Below are 22,117 nucleotides of genomic sequence, written 5' to 3'. Positions count from 1 at the left end.
TAAAACTTAGCCTATCTCATTTGGACTTCTCGGTTGAAAATGTGATAAGGCTGAAGTCCTTCCTTCTCCACCACAATCTGACCTAGCTGTTGGCAAGAAAATCTGATAAGCCCATTTCCTAAACCATAATAAGGTTCATTGGTAAGAAAATAGAGCACTCTTGTGAATGGATAAGACATATTTTTCAGATTATCATTTGACACTTCAAATGCTTTATTATTTTTGATGACTTTCAGGACTTTCAGTTCATTTCTGAGTTTTTCTGCTTCTTTCCCAAATGGTCTGCTGATGGTGTTGTAACTGATAACACCAATTTTCCCTGGATGATTTTTCAGTTGTTCTGCTACATTTTCGTTTCCATTGATGATAGAAAATTTTAATTCCGATGGATTTTTCTGAAAAGTCTGAGCTACGAAATTAAGATTGCTGGAATTGGTTCCATCAAAGATGATTTTTTTGTCATCTGACTGGAGTTCTTTGTAAATATCTTCCATCGAAATAGACTCAAGAGGAGAATCCTTTGGAACGACAAAAAGAACAGCATCTGCGGCAAATTTCGCTGGTAACCAAGGAAGATCAACTTTCTGGTCAAATGCTTTTTTTTCTTTATCAGACAATTCTCTGGACATCACAATGACTCTTGTTTTTTTTTCCAATAAATCCAAAAAACCAAGATCTTCTTTCTTCACTATAATGTTGATTTTTGTATTGGGATAAAGTGCCATATATCTATCAACCAAAGCCTCGGTCACACTTTGGAAAGACTCATCTGTCGTGATAGTGATTTCGCCTTTGTTGGGCATATCCACTTCTGGCTTTTTCTCTTTGGAACAAGACAAAGCTATAGCAGATATTGCTATGAGAAGGAAAAAGAGTTTTTTCATTTTTAATCCTTGTTTTTGATTGATGTTGCAGCTCGCACAAGACGGAAAATACCGTAAGCTATCAATAATGCGCCCAAAGCGTATGCCACATTGGGTTCCAGTACGACTCCGAAAAATTTGTAGATGATAACAACGATTCCCAAAACAATGTAGATGAATCCTGCTAATAAAGAAAGCCATTTAAACATAACACAAATCTAATAAAAAAAGAGAAGTTATAAAAACTTCTCTTTTGTATAATAACTTACAATCAAGTTCTTATTGGAACTGCATTGTAATTGGAATAGAGTAATAAGATCTTACGTTTTCTCCATTTTTCTTAGCTGGAGCCCACTTTTTAAGTTTCTTTACAACTCTGATAGCTTCTGCATCAAAATCACTGTTTCCAGATTTCGAAGTCGCTTTCACATCAGAAACTGTTCCGTCTCTCTCAACAATAAATTTAAGTTTTACTGTTAACTGACCTTCACCTTCCATTCCAGAACTGTCAACATTGTCAGCGATGTATTTTCTTACACCATTCAAACCTCCAGGATATTCCGCACTTTGATCTACTGAGTCGTAAACCTCGTTTGTATTCACCTTCACCTCTGCAACAACACCTTTACCAGTTGATGGTGGTGGTGGCGGTGGTGTGTAAGATGGTTTAGCTACACCTTCTTGGTTTACAAGACCTGTTGTTGTTTCCAATTGTTTTGTAATTGGTGGCGGTGGTGTTTCAATCTTAGGTGCCTTTTTTGGTTCTGGCACAACGTTTTGAATCACTTCCTGCTTCTCTTCCTCTTTTGGAGGTGGCGGTGGTGGTGGCGGTTCTTCTTCTTTAGGTTGCTCTATGATTGGTTGATCTTCTAAAATTTCAACCAAATTTGCATCTACTTCTACCGTCTCTTCAGCAGTCATCTGTTGAATCTTAAGATAGATAAGCGGAGAAACTGCAAGAAAAACAAATAAAGCAGTACCCAATAAAAAAGACTTAGTAAGTATTTTTGGATAGGCCGTTCTTAAATCAAAAGCACCATACTCTTTATTTCTATTTTCAAATACAATCTCATCAAGAGTTGGACTGTATTTTAAATTATCTTCTGCCATTTTTATATTATTAAATATGATATTTGTAGCGAGGCATTACTGTCCAACTTTCTTTTTATAAATAGCTTCTTCCCAAGGTTTGATATCGGTTACACCGTATCTTTCATTCTTGGTGATTGCCATTTCATCCAGCATATCTACAAAATTCTTATATACTGCATCGTCTGTAGGCTTGATAATTACTGTAAAAATGTTTTTATCAATCGCACTAGCTTTTGCTTGCTCAATTACTTTCGTAATTCCTTCTCTGTCAAAATTGGTTTCAAGAAGTGTCTGATCATTAAGACCAGCTTGATCTTGCTGATGATAGAAAATTCTGTTATCCTTTCCTATAATAATAGAAATAGAGTTTTGTAACTTAATATCAATATCTTGAGGTTGTTGTGTCTTGTCTTTCGGTTTTGCCGGAAGACCTAGGTCCATAACGTTTGGTTTGTTAAAAGTGGTCACTAACATAAAGAATGTGATCAAAAGAAACGCCAAATCCACCATCGGAGTCAAATCTACGTGAGGCACCTGCTTCTTGGAGCGCACCTTCCCGCCTTTCCCGCTACTGTCTTTTACTTGTACTTCTGCCATTTCTTTATTATTGTGCCGTTTCCTGACTTGTTATTAACCAGAATTTAAGAAAATCAATATCTCTTAATCCTTCAAACAAAGATTTAACTTTTGGATACTTGGTTTGCACATCTCCTTTGATTGCCAATTTGTAATCAGGATTAACTGCCAAACTTTGTTGTACCCAGTCTATCAATTCTTTTTTCGTACTATCCATTGGGATTCCCGTTGGGCTTTTATATGCTTTTCTATCTGCATCTGGCAAAGCTAGAAAGCCTTTTAGTTGACTCATCGGTACACCAATTGACTGAGCATTAGAAAAATTAACTTTTTCTTTATCAGTAAATGTCATGCCGTACTTCTGTCCCATTTTATCTAGCAGAGCGATTCTTTCCGTTCCGTTTTCAACTGGAGTGAAATAGAATTTTCCGTCCGTTGTACTCAAAATAGTCATTAAACTCGCATCTGGAAGAAGCTTTTGAGAGATAGAAGATGGCGTCGTAATCGTCTCGATATCAGGTTTTGCAAACTGAGCCGTGAGGATAAAGAATGTAAGGAGTAGAAATGATACATCGGTCATTGCCGTCATATCTACCCTTATATTATGTCTTTTTGGTTTGACTCTCGCCATTATAAATTATTTATTTATTAAACTTCTTGTTTTTGAAATCCACTTCCGCAGAAGCAATTTCCAATCCTAGCGGAATTCTTAGTGGAATTCTGCGAAAGATTGTTGGATTGACATTGCGATCTCGTCAATCTTGAACGTAAGTCCGTCAATCTTAGAAGTAAAATAGTTGTAAAGTATAATTGCAACAGCAGAAGTACCAATACCTAACGCAGTATTAATAAGTGCCTCAGAGATACCGATTGATAATGCTGCAGAATCTGGAGTTCCTCCTCCTGAACCTAATGCGCTAAATGCCTTGATCATCCCGATTACAGTTCCCAATAGTGCTACCAAAGTTGCAACTGTACCAAGAGTTGAAAGAATCATCATATTTTTCTCTAGCATTGGCATTTCCAATGTAGTAGCTTCTTCGATTGATTTGTTAAGCGCAACCATTTTTTGTTCTTTGTTCATAGAAGAATCAGTCGCTAAAACTTTGTAAGTTGTAAGTCCTTCTCTCACTACGTTTCCAACAGAACCTTGTTGTCTGTCGCACTCTTCAATTGCTTCGTCAATTTTGTTTTGGTTTAGCAAGCTTCTTACTTTCAATACGAAAGCATCAACGTTTCCTTTACCAGCCGCTTTTGATAATGCTAAAGCTCTTTCAATAGAGAACACGATTACGATAATCATAAAAGAAATAAGGATTGGTACAATTGGTCCACCCATATAGATAATACCCATAAAACCGTCACCAGGGTGAAGTTCTTTAGATTCAATATCAGCAAAAGCTACTGATGACAGACCATTGATTCTTGGATCTGCTTTGAAATTGCCTGGGTTACCCAATACAAATAAATAAATTGCAACACCTATCACAATAAGGATAGGAATTATTAGCGCAGGGTTTAATCCACCTACTTTTTTAGCAACTACTTGCTCCTCGTTGTTTGAAACATTCATTTCCATATTAAAACTAAATTATAATTGTTAAATTTATTCTGTAAAATAAAGTCATTTTATTTAAAAATGCAAACTAAATAAATATGAACTTTTGTTTTTTTCATCATCGTTGTCAAGAGACTATTAACTTATTTTCAAAATTAAACTCATATTTTATGAATTTATTATATAATTGTAGAAACCACACAAGACAATTATAAAAAACAGGCATTATTTTTATCGCAAACAATTCAAAAAATATGCTTTGTTGGATATAATAAATTTTTGTTAAAATTTTAAAACGATCGTTTAATAGTCAATTATGAGACAATATTAATGATTTTCTTCGGAACAAAAATGAAATTTTTAACTGATTTTTCCCCTAAAAACTTCTTCACGTCCTCATTTTGCATCATTAGTTTCTCAACATCGTCCTTCGTAAGGTCTGCCGGAAGTTTGATTTTAAATTTCATTTTCCCATTAAAGCTCACAGGGTAATCTATCTCATCTTCAATCAGATAGCTTTCGTCAAGAGTTGGAAATTCTTCAAATTCTATAGAAGCATTATTTCCCAGCAAATTCCATACCTCTTCGCAGATGTGTGGCGCATAAGGCGAGATTATTATTGCTAACGGCTCCAGAATCGCTCTCTTATTGCATTTCAATTTTTGTAACTCGTTGACTGCTATCATAAATGATGACACCGAAGTATTGAAAGAAAAATTCTCAATATCAAAAAGCACTTTCTTGATTAAAGTATGAAGAATCTTGAATTCAGCTTTTGTCGGTTCTTCATCAGAAACTTCAAACGTATCGCCGTTGAAATACAAGTTCCAGAATTTCTTCAGGAAACCATAAACTCCACTAAGACCTTGCGTGTTCCAAGGTTTAGATTGTTCTAATGGCCCAAGGAACATTTCGTACAATCTTAAACCGTCTGCGCCATATTCATTACAAATATCATCTGGGTTGACAACATTGTATTTTGATTTGGACATTTTTTCTACTTCACGACCTGTGATGTATTTTCCGTCTTCAAGAATAAATTCCGCATCAGCATAATCTGGTCTCCAAGTTTTGAAAGCTTCTGTATCTAATTCGTTTGTTGTTCCTTTTAACAGCGAAATATCAACGTGTATGTTTTGAAGTCCTATTTTTAGATTATTAATTCCTAAACCTGCTAATTGATTTGAACCAGAATTTAGTTTTTGTAATTCTTGAAAATATAAATCTTCCAAATACTCTACTTCCTTCGGTTTTTCAAAATCAACAATTTGTTTCTTAAAATTATATTCTACCAATTTAGAATGATACTTCTCATAAATATTAGCAAAATTACTAGACACAAAAATATTTTGAGGCTCAATTAGTTTTTCATAATCGGGCTTTCCGTTGACTTGCTCTTGAGTATAGCTACCAAACAATCTATAAACAAACGCACTCATCCCCAAAATCATCCCTTGATTAATCAACTTTTGGAAAGGCTCATTTTGTTCAATGAAACCTCTGTCCTTCAAGAACATATTCCAAAAACGAGAATACAATAAATGCCCGGTGGCGTGCTCGCTTCCCCCGATGTACAAATCAACTTGTCCCCAATAATTGGTCAGTTCTTTTTTAGCAAAAACCGAGTCGTCGTTCGGGTCCATATATCTTAGGAAATACCACGAACTTCCTGCCCAACCTGGCATTGTGGATAATTCTAATGGGAAAACCGTTTTATCATCAATCAAATCTGTGTCAACCACTTTCTGATTCGCCTCGTCCCACGCAAATGTTTTCGCATTTCCTAATGGTGGGTCGCCGTCTTCTGTTGGTAGATATTTTTCAACCTCAGGAAGCTCCAAAGGCAAAGCGGAATTTGGCAAAGTGTAAGGCATTCCATCCTTATAATAGATAGGAACCGGCTCGCCCCAATATCTTTGTCTGGAGAAAATCGCATCACGCTGTCTGTAATTCGTCGTTCCGTGACCAATTCCTCGGTTTTCGATTTCAGCAATGATTTTGGATTTCGCATCCTTATAATTAAGGCCGTTCAAGAAATCAGAATTCACACAAACAGAATCCTTAGAATCATAGGCTTCTTCTTGAACATCCACATCAGATTCTACAACCTTGATGATTTCCAAATTAAATTTCTTCGCAAATCTATGGTCGCGCTCGTCGTGAGCAGGAACCGCCATCACAGCACCAGTTCCGTAACCCATCAACACATAATCCGAAATATAAACCGGAATATTCTTCCCAGTAAAAGGATTGATGGCGTAACTTCCCGTGAAAGCGCCACTCACGTTTTTCACGTCAGCCATTCTATCACGTTCTGTTTTTTTGGAAGTTTCTTCTATATATTGGTCAACTTCAGCTTTTTGTTCTGGAGTTGTTAAATTTTGAACCAAAGGGTTTTCCGGTGCCAAAACCATAAAGGTAGCTCCAAAAATGGTATCAGGACGGGTTGTAAAAACTTCAATTGTTTCTCCGTTTTCAGTTGCAAATCTTACTTGCGCGCCCTGAGATTTCCCAATCCAATATTCCTGAGCATCTTTCAAAGGTTGTGGCCAATCCAAAGTTTTCAAACCTTGCAACAATCTTTCCGAGTATGCAGAAATCCTCATACTCCACTGCATCATTTTCTTCTGGAAAACAGGGTAACCGCCTCTTTCGGATTTTCCGTCTTTTATTTCGTCGTTTGCCAAAACAGTTCCGAGAGCCGGACACCAATTCACGGTAGTTTCCGCACGGAAGGCCAGACGATAATTCAATAATATTTCTTCTTTCTTAATATCAGAATAAGATTTCCATTCTTCTGAAGTGAAATTTAATTCCTCATTTTGATTGGCGTTCAAACCTTCCGTTCCTTTTGCCTCAAAATGTTGGATTAAGGTTTCGATAGATTCCGCCTTGTCCGTATCTTTATTATACCACGAATGAAACAACTGAATGAAAATCCATTGCGTCCATTTATAATAAGAAGCGTCCGAAGTTCTCACTTCCCTGCTCCAGTCAAATGAAAACCCAATTTTTCTTAATTGCTCCTCGTATCTCGTGATATTTTGTTCCGTTGTAATCGCAGGATGCGTTCCGGTTTGTATAGCATATTGCTCAGCAGGAAGTCCAAAACTGTCATAACCAACAGGATGCAAAACATTGAAACCCTGATGCCTTTTGAATCTCGCATAGATGTCCGACGCGATGTATCCCAGCGGATGACCCACGTGAAGTCCTGCTCCGGAAGGGTACGGAAACATATCGAGGACGTAGAATTTCGGTTTATCGGTTGAGTTGGAAGTCTTGTAAGTTTGATTGTCTTCCCAGTATTTTTGCCACTTTTTTTCTATCTGCTGATGGTCGTAAAACATTTTATAATTTTAAATCAGTCACAAATTTAGGATTTTGAAATGAAAAAATCCTTACTTCGGAAAAGTAAGGACTAATTATTAAAATTTTAATTGCTGTAATCACCAGCACATCTCTAGTTCGTGGTCTTCCTAGCCGAAATTATCGTCGTTACCCGCACATTATCTTCCCCTTCAAAATCATATTCTCCTACTAATTTATAAACCAAATTGGTAGATGAAATAGACTCCACCGTTCCAGAGTGTGTAGAACCATCGGGGCTTTTCACAGTCAAATCATTGTTGTCCGGATTGAAGGTGTAGGTAAAGTTGGAATCGGCTTGCAAACTACAAGTTCCGTTTTCTTCTGAATAGAGCGTGGATCGTCCGGAATTATCCGAATTAAAAAGAATTCTAGACCTTTGTTGGCATTCATTTAAATCCGTTGTGTTATTGAACGGGCCTGTAGACAATGTTGCCGATTGAGACAATTTGTATGGCTGCCATTTCCCAATGAGGTTGGCTTTTTCCATATTATCGTCATCATCATTTTTACAAGAAAAAACGGAAATTAACATAAATAAAAAAAACAAGGGCATTAAAAATAACTTTTTCATAATGTGCATTTTTTTTGTTATTGATATTACACTCCAACTCTTATGCCGTAAATAACGTTCTGAATTGTAATTATTTTTAAATTTGCAGTTAATATGCCGGAAATCTCAATCATCACACCGAGTTACAATTCTTCAAAATATTTGAATGAAACCATCAATTCTGTCCTCAATCAAACTTTTCAGGATTGGGAATGGCTGATTACCGATGATTGTTCGACAGACAATTCAGTAGAAATCCTAGAAAAACAAAACGACCCACGAATTAAAGTTTTCAAAGCGAAGAAAAATGGAGGTGCAGGACACGCAAGGAATATTTCTTTGGAAAACGCGACTGGAAGATTTATCACATTTCTAGACGCTGACGATTTTTGGGAAACGAATTTCCTCGAAGAAATGATCACCTTTATGAAATCTGAAAATGCTGAATTGGCCTACTCCACCTATTCCCGTTGCGATGAAAATCTAAATCCTACAATTGGCGATTTCGAAGCGGACACAATTGTTAACTTTAATAATCTACTGAAAACTTGTAGATTATCTTTACTTTCATCAATGTATGATTCGAAACGAGTTGGAAAATTCTATTTTCCGGAAGGCACAAAACGCGAAGACCACGTAATGTGGCTGGAACTTCTGAAGAAAATCCCTCAGGGAAAACCTTTGAAAAAGACTTTATCAAAATACCGAATGTTGCCCAACAGCGTTTCCAGAAAAAAAACGAATATTATGAAAGACCAATATTTGGTGTACAAAGATTATATGAAATTTTCCACTTTGAGATCTCTGTATTACACAGCGAATTGGGCATTCAACGGTTTTATCAAATATTCTAAAATCTTCAATTAATGGAATATTCAAAAGAATTCAAGCAGGCTTTGAGCGAATTTTCTCCGTCAGAAAAAGACAAATTGATTTTCCGATTGTTGAAGAAAGACAAATTGCTTTCCAAGAAACTATATTTCGAATTAATTGACCTAGAAACGGTTGATGACAAGCGAGATGCGATGGAAGAAAACATCCGTGAGAAAGTTGCGTTGGCTTCAAAATACATTGCGAATCAAAAATATTTCCTTGTTCTCATCAGAAAAATAAGTGCGGAAATTACAGAACACGTGAAAATTACGACGGACAAATTCGGAGACGTTTCTTTGAATTTATTTTTAATCAATGAAATCTTAGAATACAACGAAAAACTTGGAACGCAAAGATTTGACAACGTTTACAAACTTTACATCTATCTCATCAACAAAATCTTCAAAGCCTTGACTTTAACCAAAAAACTGGACGAAGATTACTGGATGGAAATTGATGAATTTCTCGACAAACTTTATGAAAAAATTGACAACAATCTTTACTTACAGAAATTATGCATCAACAATGGTTTAGATTTCAACTGGCTGAAATGCGAAAACATTCCCGACCATTTTGAATTGATTGTGAAAGGAATTAAGAGTGAGGGATTTTTGAGGTAATATTTTAACCACAAAGACACCAAGCTCTACACAAAGAACACAATTAATCTTTTTGAAGAACTAAAAAATAGTGAGCCTTGTGCAAAAACTTTGTGAACATTGTGGTTAAGGTATAATTTTCCTCAAAATAATCTCCGTAGAATCTGGTTGCGACTCTACAAAATCGCCTGCGTTTTTTGCCATTTCTTTGAGGTAAGAAACTTCGCCTTCTTCGGTCGTCAAATCTTTTTTCATCACTTCCTCGATGAAAGCTGCGGCTGTCACAAAATCGTCGAAACTTTTTCCTCCTTTTGCAAGAATTAAATTATCTGCCTCAGGATTTTTCTGATAATGATTCCCGAAAATAACAGGAACACCATAAACCGCAGCTTCCAAAATATTATGTAATCCCGCCGAATGAAATCCGCCACCAACTACCGCCAAATCTGCGTAAGAATACAATTTGGAAAGTTTCCCGATGCTATCGATGATGAGAATTTGAGAGTTCGAGAGTTCGAGAGTTGGAGCGTTGGAAAGTGAACTGTAAAGAATGGCGTTTGGAAATAGTTTCAAGAGATGTGGAACGCGTTGTAAATCGTGAGGTGCGATGGCAAATTTGGTATCGGGAAGCTTCTTTACCAAAACCTGTGCAATATCTTCTTCGGCGTGCCAACTGCTACCAAAAACAACCAACTTCTGATTGCCTTTGAACTCTTCAATAAACTCCAAATGATTATCTCTGTCTAGAAATTGTTTCACTCTGTCAAATCTTGTATCACCGGAAACGGACGAATTAATCAAACCGACACTCTTTGCCAAAGCAGAAGATTTGGTGGTCTGATGGAAAAACCAATCGATGTTGTTCTTGAGTTGTTTTACAAACCATTTCCCATAGGTTTCGAAAAAAGTCTGATGCTCATAAAACAAGGCAGAAATCACATAAATCTTAGTTCCTCGATTTTTCAGTTCGTTTAAAAGATTGTACCAATAATCATATTTTACAGTAAAGAAAATCTGACAATCAAAGCTGTAAACGAATTCCTGAACGTCTTTCTTTTTATCAAAAGGCAAATAGCAAATCGCATCTGCAATGTGTTTTTTCTTCTTCACATTTTCATAACCTGACGGCGAAAAAAAGGTGATTAAGACTTTATAATCTTGGAATTGCTCTTTTAATTTTTCGAGAACTGGCAAACCTTGTTCGTACTCACCTAAGCTGGAGGCGTGCATCCACAAGACTTTATCTTCTGGAGAAAAAGCATTTCTTACAATTTCCAAAGACTGTTTTCTGCCTCGGACTCCTTTTTTGGTTTTGGAATCGAAGAGCGAAAAGACCTTCATCCCGAAAATCATCAAGTGAACGAAGAGATTGTATAGAGATTTCATCTTTTATTTTTCTACTGCAAATCTAAGGATTAGAAATTATTAAACTGTAATTCCGTCATTCTGAAAGAATCTCAACAGACTAGATTAACTTCGTCGAACGGCTTCGCTAGATTTCCTACGGATGACAAATGTTGATTCGAAGCTGGAATCTGCAGCCCGACTTGAGTGGAGCTCTTTTTTGGATTGGGAATAGCTTGGCAAAAAAAGCAGGAACGGAAGGCGGAAATAGCTACCATAAAAAAAATAACAACTAGCTATTCGACGAACGTCAAAAGCTGCCCAAATAAATCAAATTATAAGTTATTGAAAATTATTGTAAAAAAGTTTTCAAATACTTGCGGCGCAAAATAAAAGCTGTATATTTGCAATCTGAAAATTTAATAGTAATTACGAACTAAATATATTAGTGATGAGTAAAAGAACATTCCAACCATCTGAGAGAAAAAGAAGAAACAAACACGGTTTCCGTGAAAGAATGTCTACACCAAACGGAAGAAGAGTGTTGGCAGCTAGAAGAGCGAAAGGCAGAAAGAGCTTAACTGTTAGTGCATCTCGCGCTAAGAGATAATTTCTTCAAAAATTATCATATACAAAAAGTGTCTGGACATTGTTTCAGACATTTTTTGTTGTTAAAATTTCCCAAAAGTAGAAGCATTACAAGATGTTTTTATTACTTTTGAATTGATGATTTGTTGAATCATTTATCAATCATAACTTATCAATTATCGCAATTATGCCGCATAGAAACGACCCGGGAGTAGATATTATAGATTTGAGCAACGCAAAGATTGTTCAGAAAAACTTCACAGTCCTGAATGATGTTGACCTTCATATCAAGAAAGGAAAATTCTGCTACCTTATTGGAAAAACCGGTTCTGGAAAGAGTTCTCTTTTGAAAGTTCTTTACGGACAATTGCCTTTGCAAGGCGGAAGCGGACAGGTTGCCGGTTTCGATTTGAAAAAACTGAAGCAGTCTGAAGTTCCAAATTTGAGAAGGAAATTAGGAATTGTTTTCCAGGATTTTCAGCTTTTACCAGACAGAAATATTGAGAAAAATCTTCTATTTGTTTTGCAAGCGACTGGTTGGAAAGACAAATTGAAAATGGAAACCAGAATTGATGAAGTTCTATCCAGCGTTGGAATGAAAACCAAAAAGCATAAAATGCCTCACCAACTTTCCGGAGGTGAGCAACAGCGTGCTGCGATTGCAAGAGCTTTGTTAAATCATCCAGAATTGATTCTTGCAGATGAGCCGACTGGAAATCTTGACCCAGAGACGTCTAACGACATTATGACGCTTCTAAAGAATCTTGCGGAAGAAAACCATTGTGCAGTGGTGATGGCGACGCACGATTACCATATGATTCAGAATTATCCGGGCGAAGCGATTCGTTGCGAAAATGGACAGGTTTCTGTTTTGGATACTGCGGAACTTTTTGAATAGAATAAATTCGTTTTGCCCCAACCCTAAAGGGAGTCGAATTTCATTTATAAGAATACAACCCCTTCAGAGTTTGAAACTCTGAAGGGGTTTTTCGTTAGGCTTTTTTATTGAATTGATGAAAGTCTTTTGTCAGTTCAAGATATTCATCGGAATAGACTCTTGGGGATTTTTCTATGACGAAGTTTTCTACTTTAATTTCTTTTTCAATCAATGAATATTCTAAAACTAAACGTTTCGGTTCTGAGGTTTTTATTCCTTTGATGACGACTTTTCGATGGAGGAATAATTTATTTTTAAAACAAATCTCAGTGAATTCCTTTTCAGAATCGATTGGAATAATGACTGAGAAAAGTCCGTTTTTTGATAGCAACTGACTTGATTTTTTGATTAAATCTGAGAAATTCAATTCTAACCTTTGTCTTGCCAAAATATCTTTCTCGGAATTATTGATTTCAAAATAAGGTGGATTCGAAATGATTAAATCAAACTTTTCGTCGGTTTCAAAGTTTTTCAAATCTTGAAGTTGACTTTTGATTCTATTTGAAAAAGGAGAATTGGAAAAATTGGTTTGAGAAATATTGACGGCTTCAGAATTAATATCGATTGCTAAAATCTTCGCATCTGGATTTCTTTGAGCAATCATTAATGAAATAATTCCGGTTCCAGTTCCAACTTCTAAAACATTTTTAGCATCGGAAACGTTAGCCAAAGCGCCGAGCAAAACTGCATCTGTCCCCACTCGAAAAACCAATTTATCTTGCTGAATTGAAAATTGTTGAAATTTGAATTCTTTCATATATAATGCTGAAACCGACATTTCGCTCCTTCGGAGCTCCGTTTCTGTAGCTTCTATTTTTCTACAAACATATCACGGCTTCGCCGTTTAAACTTCGACTTATAAATTGGAAGGCATAGAAATCGTGAAAGTTGCGCCTTTATCAACTTCGGAAACTACGGTGATTGTTCCGTTGTAATCTTCCACCATTCGTTTTACCATCGTCAATCCAATTCCCATTCCGCTGTTTTTGGAAGTGAAATTTGGGTCAAAAATCCGATCCAGTTTATCCTCCGGAATCCCTACACCATTGTCCTGAACAGTGATTTTGATTCGTTTTTCGATTTTTTCCAAATCTACATTGATGACAGATTTTCTATCGTCTGATTTTGCTTGACTGGCGTTTGTTACGAGATTAGTGATGATTCTGGTGAGGTAATCTTTGTCAATTTTCATCAGAATCTCGTCGTGATTGGCGTGTACAAAAACATTCTCATCACTAAAAATCAAAAGTGTATTTTTAACTTCTTTAATAAGCGAAATCTCCTCATCATTTTTCTTCGGCAACTGCGCAAATTCTGAAAAAGCGCCTGCTACTCTACTGATAACGTCAATTTGCCCAATGATAACATCGCTCAGATTTTTAACTTTCGTAGCATTGTTTGGGTCATTTGGGTCAAATTTCCTTTCGAAGTTTTGCATCATCAGCTTCATCGGCGTCAATGGATTTTTGACTTCGTGCGCCACTTGTTTCGCCATTTCTTGCCAAGCAGATTGTTTCTCAATGTAACTCAACCGCTCGCGTTGGTCGGCAATCTCGGCAATCATTTTATTGTAAGCTTTTACCAAGGCATTCAGCTCATCATTTTTATAATATTTGATGGGACGCAGATTTTTATCAAACAGATTAATCTTGCTAATCATCGATGTAAAACGGATAATCGCCTCGGTCAAATTATTAGAAATAATCCAACTCAACCAAATACTAAAAAGGATAATCAGAATATTAACGCCGATGATGTAAGCAAAATAATGCTTAAAAACCTGCATATAAGCACTTTCGTTGTGATAATATGGGAAATAGATATAGGCAATATCTTCCAACATATTGTTTTTCAAAACCATATAAGACGAAACAATGCTTGCGCCTAACTTTTCATCATACGAGGTTTCATCATATTGCTTCCCATTTTTATGGATGGAATTGATGATTTCCGCCGGCATTCGCTTTTGTTGCACCAGATTCAATTCCTTATTCGAAATCAAATAATTGCCCTTCAAATCATAGATTACAATGTCGTGCTTGTTGATATCCGCAATCTCATAAATCTTATTTTCCAGAACTTTCGGAATATCATAAGTCTTAACCTGAGAATGGCTGAGTGCATAATCCAACGACGCCAAAAGTGCCTGCGACTTGTTCTGCATATCGGTTTTGCTCTGCATCTTTGCATTGTCCCTCAAGATTACAAACGACAAAACCGCCGAAGTTATCACACTCAAGATACAAATAGCCAAAAAACCGACGAACACACGATTTCTCAGCCTGTAACCTTTATAATCACTTAATGGCATTTTGTTTTTTTCATTTGTTGTTTTATGTTTAAAATTGCTACGCAAAACCCTGTCCTACTGATGTTTTTCTATTAAGTTTGACCTTTGCGATTTCAATAGTTTAGCAACATACTTTCCGATAATATCGAATTCCAGATTTACCACATCGCCTTTCTGCAAGTTTTTCATATTCGTGAACTCCCAAGTGTACGGAATTATCGCCACAGAAAACTTCCCGTCTCCGCTCTCAGCAACCGTCAAGCTGATTCCATTCACCGTTATCGAGCCTTGCGGAACAGTTGTATATTCAGCAGATTCGTCGTAATTGATGGTGATGAAATAACTTCCGTCCTGATTTTCGATACTTTCCACCGTTCCCGTTTTGTCCACGTGACCTTGCACGATGTGTCCGTCCAGTCTTCCTTCGAATCGCAAACAACGTTCCAAATTGACTTCCGTCCCGACATTCCAAAAATTAAGATTGGTTTTTTCCAGCGTTTCGTTGATCGCCGTCACTTTATAAGTATTCTCGGTAATCTCGACCACCGTCAGACAACAGCCGTTGTGAGCCAGACTTTGGTCGATTTTCAATTCCTGAGTGAAAGGTCCGCTCAGCGTAAAATCTATATTACTTTCGTTTCTGTCAATTTTCTCTACTTTTCCCGTAGCTTCAATAATTCCTGTGAACATTCTTTCTTAATATTTTTAAATTTTTAGGAGCTTAATCCCGCTTTCCACTATATCTTTTTCGCCCTCGCTTTTTTCAAGCCACTGCAGAAAAAGGATGCCGTTGCAATCGGGGCTATGGGCTTTGTCATCCTTAGAAACTTTGCAAATTTAATAACACTTAAATTTCATCAAAATTAATTTTCCAACCCTAAAGGGTGTAATTTTGATAAAATTTTGAAACTATTTCCCCCCTTTAGGGTTGGGGCAAAGAAAATTGTTATAAAAAATATTAGCATCCGTTTCATAAGAAAAACTACCTAAAAAATTGTAATTTTGTAAATTCTTTATAAATGTCAAAGATAAACAAATGAGCTCCAAACACCATAAAATCAGAGTAGGAATTTCAATCGGCGATTTCAACGGAATCGGTCCGGAAATCATTCTCAAATCTCTGAAAGATAAATCCATCACAGACTTTTTTACGCCCGTCATCTTTGGTTCAGGAAAACTGTTCACTTATCAGAAAAATGTTTTTAAACTTCAGACCAATTTCAATTACATCAACGAAGCGAAAGAAGCTCAGTCAGGTAAAATCAATATGGTGAATCTGACCAAGGAAAACAGCAATATAGAATTTGGTGTCCCAACGGAAGAATCCACAAAAATGGCCATCGACTCTTTGAACTCCGCAACAGAAGCATTATTAAACAAAGAAATCGACGTTCTTGTAACGGCGCCCATCAACAAAGACGAAATGATGAAATATGGTTTTGCTCACGCTGGCCACACCGGTTATTTCGAAGAAAAAGCAGGCAAAAAAGCCGTGATGTTTATGGTAACAGAAGCTTTGAAAGTAGCAGTTTCCACACATCACATTCCGGTTGCTGAGATTGCAAGCAACATTACCAAAGAAAATTTAAAAAAACAAGTCAAGCAATTGGTTGCAACACTTAAAGAAGATTTCTGCGTAGAAAAGCCGAAAATTGCCGTTCTCGGACTCAATCCTCACGCTGGCGACGGTGGCGTTATCGGAAAAGAAGAAATCGAAATCATTCAACCTGCGATTCAGGATTTGTTTAATGAGGGAATTATGGCTTTCGGTCCTTATCCAGCGGATAGTTTCTTCCAACCGGAGAAATATAAAGCGTTCGACGCCGTTTTAGCAATGTACCACGACCAAGGTTTGGCACCGTTCAAAACGATTGCTTATGAAGAAGGCGTGAACTACACTGCGGGATTACCTTTTATCAGAACTTCGCCAGACCACGGCGTTGCCTACGATATTGCGGGGAAAAATATTGCGGACGAAACTTCATTTTCCGAAGCTATTTTTACAGCCATCGATATTTTTAAAAGCCGAGACGAATATCAGGAATTGAGAGCGCACCGTCTCCGTCCGAAAGCGACACACGCACACAGCGGACCAGACGAGGATTTACCAAAAGAAAGATAAAACTTTCTTCAAAATTGAGACATTAAAATAAGTTTTTGGAGGACTAATTTTTTGCAATTCAAGTATTTCCAAAAAATATTTTGTTATTTGAAAAAATTAAATTATTTTTGCAAACCATTTTTATGGACAGATTTAGAAACTACGACATTGCTTTTGTAGGCTTAAAACCAGGAAAGCACGATTTCAATTATGAGATCAATCAGGAGTTCTTTGATTTATTTGAGACTGAACAGGAGTTTTTCAACCCAAATATTAATGTAAATGTTCTTTTGGACAAGCACACGACATTTTTGGAATTCATATTCGAAGTTTCGGGAACCGTTCAATTGATTTGCGACATTAGCAATGATGAATTTTCCGAAAACATAGAAAACGATTTGAAAGTTCTTGTGAAATTTGGAGAAGAATACGATGACAGCAACGAGGATGTAATCACCATCAACAGAAAAGACAGCGATTTCAACATTGCAAACCTTATCTACGAAACGGTGGTTTTATCAATCCCAATGAAGAAAGTAGCACCTTCTGTAAAAGACAATGAGGAATATCAGAATCTTTTAGACAAATACAGTCCAAAAATAATCGAGGAAGAAGAGGAACAAGTTGACCCGAGATGGGAAGCTTTGAAGAAATTAAAAGACAATAATTAAGAAATAACAACAATATAATTCGAAAGAATTTTTTAAAAAGTACTAACAATGGCACATCCTAAAAGAAGACAGTCGTCTACAAGAAGAGATAAAAGAAGAACACACTACAAAGCTGTAGTTCCTCAATTGGCTAAAGACGCAACGTCTGGCGAAATGCACTTATACCACAGAGCGCACTGGCACGAAGGAAAACTATACTACAGAGGAAAAGTTGTAGTAGAGAAAAACGTAGAAACTATAGAAGAAAACTAAGAATTATCTTTGATAATCTTATACTTAGCATAAAAAACCACTCGGATTTTATTAATTTGAGTGGTTTTTTATTATATTTGGCATTCAAAACAATTAAAATTTTATGGATATTAAAGACATTCAGAATCTTGTAAGATTTGTAGCAAAAGCAGGAGTTTCCGAAGTAAAATATAAAAATAAAGACTTCGAAATCTACATCAAAACACCACTTGGAGGTGAGCCTGTAAGCTATGTCACTCCTCAAGTTGCATATCAGACTCCAGTTTCTGCTCCAGCTGCCAGCCCAGTAGCTCCGGCTGCAGGTTCTGAAGCAGCTAGCTCTGCAGATGACAGCAAATATATCACAATCAAATCTCCAATGATTGGAACTTTCTACAGAAAACCATCTCCAGACAAAGATGTTTTCGTCAATGTAGGCGATTCTGTAACAGAAGGAAAAACGGTGTGTGTGATTGAAGCAATGAAACTTTTCAACCAGATAGAGTCCGAAGTTAGCGGAAAAATTGTAAAAATCTTAGTTGATGACGCTTCTCCGGTAGAATATGATCAACCATTATTTTTGGTAGATCCGTCTTAATTATAATTGATTAATGATGATTGATAATTGATAATAAATCAATTTCAAATTAAAAATTTCAAATTTCAAATTACATTAAGATGTTCAAAAAAATATTAATCGCAAACCGTGGCGAGATTGCAATGCGAATCCTTCGTACGGCTAAAGAAATGGGGATCAAAACTGTTGCTGTTTATTCTACAGCAGACAAAGACAGTCTCCACGTTCGTTTTGCGGATGAGGCAGTTTGTATTGGTCCGCCAATGAGCAAAGACTCTTATCTTAAAATTCCAAATATCATTGCTGCTGCAGAGATTACCAATGCAGACGCCATCCACCCTGGGTACGGTTTTCTTTCTGAGAATGCAAATTTCTCTAGAATCTGTGCAAAAAATGGAATCAAATTCATCGGAGCAACTCCGGAACAAATTGAAAAAATGGGCGACAAAGCTACGGCTAAAGCGACTATGAAAGAAGCTGGAATCCCTTGTGTTCCCGGTTCCGAAGGTTTGATAGATTCCTATGAAGACGCAAAGGCTACCGCAAAAGTAGTTGGTTATCCTGTGATGATCAAAGCAACTGCCGGTGGTGGTGGAAAAGGAATGAGAGCCGTTTGGAAAGAAGAAGATCTGAAAGAACATTGGGATTCTGCAATCCAGGAAGCTGTTGCAGCTTTTGGAAACGGCGGAATGTACATGGAAAAATTGATCGAAGAACCAAGACATATTGAAATCCAAATTGCTGGAGATCAATTTGGTAAAGCTTGTCACCTTTCTGAAAGAGACTGTTCTATCCAAAGAAGAAATCAAAAACTGATAGAGGAAACACCTTCTCCTTTTATGACGGATGAACTTCGTGAAAAAATGGGTGCTGCGGCTGTAAAAGCAGCAGAATACATTGCTTACGAAGGTGTTGGAACAATAGAATTTTTGGTAGACAAACACAGGAATTTCTACTTCATGGAAATGAATACGAGAATCCAGGTAGAACATCCAATTACTGAGCAAGTTGTAGATTATGACTTGATTCGTGAGCAGATTTTATTGGCATCAGGATCACCAATCAGTGGTAAAAATTACTATCCAAAAATGCACGCCATCGAGTGCAGAATCAACGCAGAAGATCCTTACGCAGATTTCCGTCCTTCTCCGGGAAAAATTAAAGAACTTAATATTCCTGGTGGACACGGTGTGAGAGTTGATACGCACGTTTATTCTGGCTACACAATTCCATCCAACTACGATTCGATGATTGCGAAATTAATCGTAACAGCTCAAACAAGAGATGAAGCGATTGCAAAAATGAAACGTGCTTTGGAAGAGTTCTATATCGAAGGTGTAAAAACGACTATTCCTTTCCACAGACAACTATTGGAAAATGAGGATTTCCTGGCGGGAAATTACACGACCAAGTTTATGGAAGATTTTGTAATGGATAAAAGTTTTGATAATCATATCTAAAGATTATCATCCTTATAGATAAAAATGCCTGACTTTAAAAGTTGGGCATTTTTATTAGGTCTTATTGATTCCAAATTTATTATTTTTACAAAAATTAAAAGTTATGTCAACAGCAGTTCAAGAAAAAAAATCGCAGTATTTCATCGACCTCGAAAATCAATATGGTGCTCATAATTACCATCCGCTTCCTGTGGTTTTGGAAAAAGGTGAAGGCGTTTTTGTTTGGGATGTAGAAGGCAAAAAATATTACGATTTTCTTTCCGCTTATTCTGCTGTCAATCAAGGGCATTCTCATCCAAAAATTGTAGAAGCGTTGGTCAATCAAGCTAAGAAATTGGCTTTAACATCGAGAGCTTTTTACAATTCAAATCTTGGAGAATACGAGAGAAAAATCACAACGCTTTTCGGTTTTGATAAAGTTCTTCCAATGAATTCCGGAGCTGAAGCGGTTGAAACTGCTGTGAAATTAGCCAGAAAATGGAGCTACGAAGTCAAAGGCATTGCTGAAAATGCTGCGAAGATTATCGTTTGTGAAAATAACTTCCACGGTAGAACTACAACCATTGTTTCTTTTTCTAATGATCCGGATGCGAATCAAAATTATGGTCCTTTTACGCCAGGTTTTGAGAAAATCCCTTACAATGATTTGAATGCTTTGGAAGAAATCTTAAAACAAGATTCTCAAAATATCGCCGCATTTTTAGCAGAGCCAATTCAAGGTGAAGCTGGTGTTTATGTTCCTGATGAAGGCTTTTTGAAAAGTGCTTCTGAGCTTTGTAAAAAATACAATGTTCTTTTCATAGCAGACGAAGTCCAAACCGGAATTGCAAGAACGGGAAGATTGATTGCTTGTCATCACGAAAATGTTCAGCCAGATATTTTAATTCTTGGAAAAGCTTTGTCTGGAGGAATGTATCCAGTCTCTGCAGTTTTAGCGAACGACGAAATTATGAATGTCATCAAACCAGGACAACACGGTTCGACTTTCGGTGGAAATCCGATCGCTTGCGCTGTTGCGGTGGCTGCTTTGGATGTTGTGGCAGATGAAAAGTTATCCGAAAGAGCTGAAGAATTAGGAAAACTATTCCGTTCGGAAATTGAGAAATTAATAGAAAAATCTGATCTCATCACCAAAGTGAGAGGAAAAGGTTTGCTGAATGCCATCTTGATCAACGATACTCCGGACAGCAAAACGGCTTGGAATCTTTGCGTTAATCTAAAAGAAAACGGACTACTTGCAAAACCTACACATGGAAATATCATCCGATTGGCGCCGCCTTTGGTAATCACCGAGGAACAGCTTTTGGAATGTGTAAAAATAATTGAAAAAACGGTTTTGGAATACTCTAATTAATCATTCAAAATCCTTTGATACAAGTTGTGGTATTGATTTGCCATCACTTTATAATCGAATTGTAAAGCCCAATCTGTCAACTGATTTTTCAGTTCTGGTTGGGTTTTATATTTTTCCAAACCACTGATGACGGTTTGCGCCATTTCTTTTGCTTCAAAGTTTTGAAAGTAAAAAGCATACTTCCCTCCTACTTCTGGAAGACTGGTAAAAGTTGATAAAAAAACGGGTTTACCAAAATACATCGCTTCAATTGGCGGAATACCAAAACCCTCTGCCAAGGACGGCTGGCAAAGACCTTCACAGTTTTTAAGAAGCGCATATTTATCGTTATCAGAAATGCATTTCAAAATATGAACTCTATCTTCTAAATTCAAATCTTTGATCTCAGAAAGAATTTGCTCTTCGTAATCGCTTTTACTTTCGGATGTTACAAGCACCAAATGCAATTCTGTAAAAATCAGCATTTTAATTAATGTCAGTTGATTTTTTTTGGGAAATAAAACGCCAATATTAATCAGATATTTTTTTTGATCCAGAAATGGGAAACTGTTCAAATTATAATCTTTATCCTCTGGAAAGCTGATTCCATTATGAATGACTTCGATAGATTTCAGTTTTTTCAGATCAAATAGATGTTGATTCTTTTCAAAATCTTGCTTCACAAAATTGGAAATACAGACGATGTGATCTGTTTCTTTAAGATTATTAGTGACTTTTTTTAAAATCCTGTTCTTCTTTGATTCTGAAATATTTTCATGCAAAAAATTAAGATCATGAACAGTGAGAATTTTCTTACCATTGAATTTTGTAGGAAAGTAATCACTAGATTGATGAAAAATGTGAACGATGTCAAAAGAGTTTAAATTGCTGTGGAAAAGCTTGTGCCAAAATTTCCACGGTTTAAAAATCATTCTTTTTTGTGACCCAAACTTCTTGATATCTGCATAAATGGTAAAGTTGAATTTTCTTTCGGGTATTTCACTGAGACCTTTAAGGAGATTTCTGCAAACCACAGAAATGCCAGAAAGATATCTCGTCCGTTCCGCATCAATGAGAATATTATTTTTCATACTTTTGTTAT

23 protein-coding genes are annotated in these 22,117 nt (G+C 36.6%); 10 read left to right on the top strand and 13 right to left on the bottom strand.

Annotated features, from left to right (window positions below; all coding sequences use genetic code 11):
* Window positions 1–11: 11 nt before the first annotated feature.
* From B0I22_RS12490 to B0I22_RS12455, 8 genes are all read right to left on the bottom strand, one after another.
* A complete protein-coding gene (locus tag B0I22_RS12490; protein WP_133945372.1) occupies window positions 12–884 on the bottom strand; it encodes a PstS family phosphate ABC transporter substrate-binding protein in 873 nt (290 codons plus the stop codon).
* A gap of 2 nt (window positions 885–886) precedes the next feature.
* A complete protein-coding gene (locus B0I22_RS12485) occupies window positions 887–1,072 on the bottom strand; it encodes a C4-dicarboxylate ABC transporter (protein WP_133945370.1) in 186 nt (61 codons plus the stop codon).
* 70 nt (window positions 1,073–1,142) lie between these two features.
* On the bottom strand, window positions 1,143–1,973 hold the full coding sequence (locus B0I22_RS12480; RefSeq protein WP_133945368.1) for an energy transducer TonB: 831 nt from the start codon (window positions 1,971–1,973) through the stop codon (window positions 1,143–1,145).
* Window positions 1,974–2,009: 36 nt separating this feature from the next.
* Complete coding sequence (locus tag B0I22_RS12475) at window positions 2,010–2,552, bottom strand: ExbD/TolR family protein (RefSeq protein ID WP_133945366.1); 543 nt, start codon at window positions 2,550–2,552, stop codon at window positions 2,010–2,012.
* Window positions 2,553–2,559: 7 nt separating this feature from the next.
* Window positions 2,560–3,162 carry an ExbD/TolR family protein gene (locus tag B0I22_RS12470; protein ID WP_133945364.1) on the bottom strand — a complete coding sequence of 201 codons (603 nt, stop codon included), beginning with the start codon at window positions 3,160–3,162 and terminating at the stop codon, window positions 2,560–2,562.
* A gap of 78 nt (window positions 3,163–3,240) precedes the next feature.
* Window positions 3,241–4,110, bottom strand: a complete 870-nt coding sequence (locus B0I22_RS12465; protein ID WP_133945362.1) for a MotA/TolQ/ExbB proton channel family protein — start codon at window positions 4,108–4,110, stop codon at window positions 3,241–3,243.
* Window positions 4,111–4,403: 293 nt separating this feature from the next.
* A complete protein-coding gene (locus tag B0I22_RS12460) occupies window positions 4,404–7,439 on the bottom strand; it encodes a leucine--tRNA ligase (RefSeq protein ID WP_133945361.1) in 3,036 nt (1,011 codons plus the stop codon).
* 113 nt (window positions 7,440–7,552) lie between these two features.
* A complete protein-coding gene (locus tag B0I22_RS12455) occupies window positions 7,553–7,993 on the bottom strand; it encodes a lipocalin-like domain-containing protein (protein ID WP_166668235.1) in 441 nt (146 codons plus the stop codon).
* Between the two features lie 132 nt (window positions 7,994–8,125).
* Here B0I22_RS12455 and B0I22_RS12450 point away from each other — a divergent pair, with 132 nt between their 5' ends.
* Together B0I22_RS12450 and B0I22_RS12445 are read left to right on the top strand one after the other, a co-directional pair.
* Window positions 8,126–8,878, top strand: a complete 753-nt coding sequence (locus B0I22_RS12450) for a glycosyltransferase family 2 protein (protein WP_133945357.1) — start codon at window positions 8,126–8,128, stop codon at window positions 8,876–8,878.
* Window positions 8,878–9,504, top strand: coding sequence for a deoxyuridine 5'-triphosphate nucleotidohydrolase (locus B0I22_RS12445; RefSeq protein WP_133945355.1), 627 nt, complete (start codon window positions 8,878–8,880; stop codon window positions 9,502–9,504). Before B0I22_RS12450 ends, B0I22_RS12445 begins: the two co-directional genes overlap by 1 nt.
* 105 nt (window positions 9,505–9,609) lie before the next feature.
* Here B0I22_RS12445 and B0I22_RS12440 read toward each other — a convergent pair whose 3' ends face one another.
* Window positions 9,610–10,869 carry a 3-deoxy-D-manno-octulosonic acid transferase gene (locus B0I22_RS12440; protein WP_133945353.1) on the bottom strand — a complete coding sequence of 420 codons (1,260 nt, stop codon included), beginning with the start codon at window positions 10,867–10,869 and terminating at the stop codon, window positions 9,610–9,612.
* A 409-nt stretch (window positions 10,870–11,278) separates the two neighbouring features.
* Here B0I22_RS12440 and rpmH point away from each other — a divergent pair, with 409 nt between their 5' ends.
* Window positions 11,279–11,437, top strand: a complete 159-nt coding sequence (rpmH, locus tag B0I22_RS12435) for a 50S ribosomal protein L34 (protein ID WP_007843334.1) — start codon at window positions 11,279–11,281, stop codon at window positions 11,435–11,437.
* A gap of 165 nt (window positions 11,438–11,602) precedes the next feature.
* A complete protein-coding gene (locus B0I22_RS12430; protein WP_028121213.1) occupies window positions 11,603–12,313 on the top strand; it encodes a cell division ATP-binding protein FtsE in 711 nt (236 codons plus the stop codon).
* A 94-nt stretch (window positions 12,314–12,407) separates the two neighbouring features.
* Here the strand turns inward: B0I22_RS12430 and B0I22_RS12425 are convergent, their stop codons facing one another.
* The 3 genes from B0I22_RS12425 to B0I22_RS12415 are packed head-to-tail and all read right to left on the bottom strand — an operon-like array spanning window position 12,408 to window position 15,332.
* Window positions 12,408–13,166 (bottom strand): tRNA1(Val) (adenine(37)-N6)-methyltransferase, encoded by a 759-nt coding sequence (locus B0I22_RS12425; RefSeq protein WP_281276594.1) that lies wholly within the window; start codon window positions 13,164–13,166, stop codon window positions 12,408–12,410.
* A gap of 42 nt (window positions 13,167–13,208) precedes the next feature.
* The gene (locus B0I22_RS12420) at window positions 13,209–14,663 is read right to left on the bottom strand and encodes a sensor histidine kinase (RefSeq protein ID WP_133945349.1); all 1,455 of its coding nucleotides are present in this window, start codon (window positions 14,661–14,663) and stop codon (window positions 13,209–13,211) included.
* Window positions 14,664–14,717: 54 nt separating this feature from the next.
* Window positions 14,718–15,332, bottom strand: coding sequence for a riboflavin synthase (locus B0I22_RS12415; RefSeq protein ID WP_133945347.1), 615 nt, complete (start codon window positions 15,330–15,332; stop codon window positions 14,718–14,720).
* Window positions 15,333–15,678: 346 nt separating this feature from the next.
* On the opposite strand from B0I22_RS12415, the gene pdxA reads away from it, so the two are divergent.
* From pdxA to rocD, 6 genes are all read left to right on the top strand, one after another.
* Window positions 15,679–16,764 carry a 4-hydroxythreonine-4-phosphate dehydrogenase PdxA gene (gene pdxA, locus B0I22_RS12410; protein WP_133945345.1) on the top strand — a complete coding sequence of 362 codons (1,086 nt, stop codon included), beginning with the start codon at window positions 15,679–15,681 and terminating at the stop codon, window positions 16,762–16,764.
* Between the two features lie 122 nt (window positions 16,765–16,886).
* Window positions 16,887–17,414, top strand: coding sequence for a YceD family protein (locus tag B0I22_RS12405; RefSeq protein ID WP_133945343.1), 528 nt, complete (start codon window positions 16,887–16,889; stop codon window positions 17,412–17,414).
* Between the two features lie 48 nt (window positions 17,415–17,462).
* Entirely contained in the window at window positions 17,463–17,666 is a 204-nt protein-coding gene (gene rpmF, locus B0I22_RS12400; protein ID WP_133945342.1) for a 50S ribosomal protein L32, read from the top strand.
* Between the two features lie 103 nt (window positions 17,667–17,769).
* On the top strand, window positions 17,770–18,243 hold the full coding sequence (accB, locus tag B0I22_RS12395; RefSeq protein ID WP_133945340.1) for an acetyl-CoA carboxylase biotin carboxyl carrier protein: 474 nt from the start codon (window positions 17,770–17,772) through the stop codon (window positions 18,241–18,243).
* 80 nt (window positions 18,244–18,323) lie between these two features.
* Complete coding sequence (gene accC / locus B0I22_RS12390) at window positions 18,324–19,682, top strand: acetyl-CoA carboxylase biotin carboxylase subunit (protein WP_133945338.1); 1,359 nt, start codon at window positions 18,324–18,326, stop codon at window positions 19,680–19,682.
* A gap of 103 nt (window positions 19,683–19,785) precedes the next feature.
* The gene (gene rocD / locus B0I22_RS12385; protein ID WP_133945336.1) at window positions 19,786–21,036 is read left to right on the top strand and encodes an ornithine--oxo-acid transaminase; all 1,251 of its coding nucleotides are present in this window, start codon (window positions 19,786–19,788) and stop codon (window positions 21,034–21,036) included.
* On the opposite strand, the gene B0I22_RS12380 is transcribed toward rocD, so the two are convergent.
* Window positions 21,033–22,106, bottom strand: a complete 1,074-nt coding sequence (locus tag B0I22_RS12380; protein ID WP_133945335.1) for a glycosyltransferase family 4 protein — start codon at window positions 22,104–22,106, stop codon at window positions 21,033–21,035. The two genes, rocD and B0I22_RS12380, sit on opposite strands and share 4 nt — an antisense overlap.
* Window positions 22,107–22,117: the final 11 nt, after the last annotated feature.

This window comes from Epilithonimonas xixisoli, from assembly GCF_004365655.1.
GTDB classification, from domain to species: Bacteria; Bacteroidota; Bacteroidia; order Flavobacteriales; family Weeksellaceae; genus Epilithonimonas; species Epilithonimonas xixisoli.
This window is presented reverse-complemented; position numbering and strand designations above follow the sequence as displayed.

Coding starts and splice junctions, on each gene's coding strand:
- rpmH (WP_007843334.1), top strand. CDS start 11,279: ATGAGTAAAAGAACATTCCAACCATCTGAGAGAAAAAGAAGAAACAAA.
- B0I22_RS12450 (WP_133945357.1), top strand. CDS start 8,126: ATGCCGGAAATCTCAATCATCACACCGAGTTACAATTCTTCAAAATAT.
- B0I22_RS12420 (WP_133945349.1), bottom strand. CDS start 14,663: ATGCCATTAAGTGATTATAAAGGTTACAGGCTGAGAAATCGTGTGTTC.
- B0I22_RS12415 (WP_133945347.1), bottom strand. CDS start 15,332: ATGTTCACAGGAATTATTGAAGCTACGGGAAAAGTAGAGAAAATTGAC.
- B0I22_RS12430 (WP_028121213.1), top strand. CDS start 11,603: ATGCCGCATAGAAACGACCCGGGAGTAGATATTATAGATTTGAGCAAC.
- accB (WP_133945340.1), top strand. CDS start 17,770: ATGGATATTAAAGACATTCAGAATCTTGTAAGATTTGTAGCAAAAGCA.
- B0I22_RS12470 (WP_133945364.1), bottom strand. CDS start 3,162: ATGGCGAGAGTCAAACCAAAAAGACATAATATAAGGGTAGATATGACG.
- pdxA (WP_133945345.1), top strand. CDS start 15,679: ATGAGCTCCAAACACCATAAAATCAGAGTAGGAATTTCAATCGGCGAT.
- B0I22_RS12465 (WP_133945362.1), bottom strand. CDS start 4,110: ATGGAAATGAATGTTTCAAACAACGAGGAGCAAGTAGTTGCTAAAAAA.
- B0I22_RS12445 (WP_133945355.1), top strand. CDS start 8,878: ATGGAATATTCAAAAGAATTCAAGCAGGCTTTGAGCGAATTTTCTCCG.
- B0I22_RS12480 (WP_133945368.1), bottom strand. CDS start 1,973: ATGGCAGAAGATAATTTAAAATACAGTCCAACTCTTGATGAGATTGTA.
- B0I22_RS12440 (WP_133945353.1), bottom strand. CDS start 10,869: ATGAAATCTCTATACAATCTCTTCGTTCACTTGATGATTTTCGGGATG.
- B0I22_RS12485 (WP_133945370.1), bottom strand. CDS start 1,072: ATGTTTAAATGGCTTTCTTTATTAGCAGGATTCATCTACATTGTTTTG.
- B0I22_RS12380 (WP_133945335.1), bottom strand. CDS start 22,106: ATGAAAAATAATATTCTCATTGATGCGGAACGGACGAGATATCTTTCT.
- B0I22_RS12475 (WP_133945366.1), bottom strand. CDS start 2,552: ATGGCAGAAGTACAAGTAAAAGACAGTAGCGGGAAAGGCGGGAAGGTG.
- B0I22_RS12490 (WP_133945372.1), bottom strand. CDS start 884: ATGAAAAAACTCTTTTTCCTTCTCATAGCAATATCTGCTATAGCTTTG.
- B0I22_RS12405 (WP_133945343.1), top strand. CDS start 16,887: ATGGACAGATTTAGAAACTACGACATTGCTTTTGTAGGCTTAAAACCA.
- B0I22_RS12455 (WP_166668235.1), bottom strand. CDS start 7,993: ATGTTAATTTCCGTTTTTTCTTGTAAAAATGATGATGACGATAATATG.
- rocD (WP_133945336.1), top strand. CDS start 19,786: ATGTCAACAGCAGTTCAAGAAAAAAAATCGCAGTATTTCATCGACCTC.
- B0I22_RS12460 (WP_133945361.1), bottom strand. CDS start 7,439: ATGTTTTACGACCATCAGCAGATAGAAAAAAAGTGGCAAAAATACTGG.
- rpmF (WP_133945342.1), top strand. CDS start 17,463: ATGGCACATCCTAAAAGAAGACAGTCGTCTACAAGAAGAGATAAAAGA.
- accC (WP_133945338.1), top strand. CDS start 18,324: ATGTTCAAAAAAATATTAATCGCAAACCGTGGCGAGATTGCAATGCGA.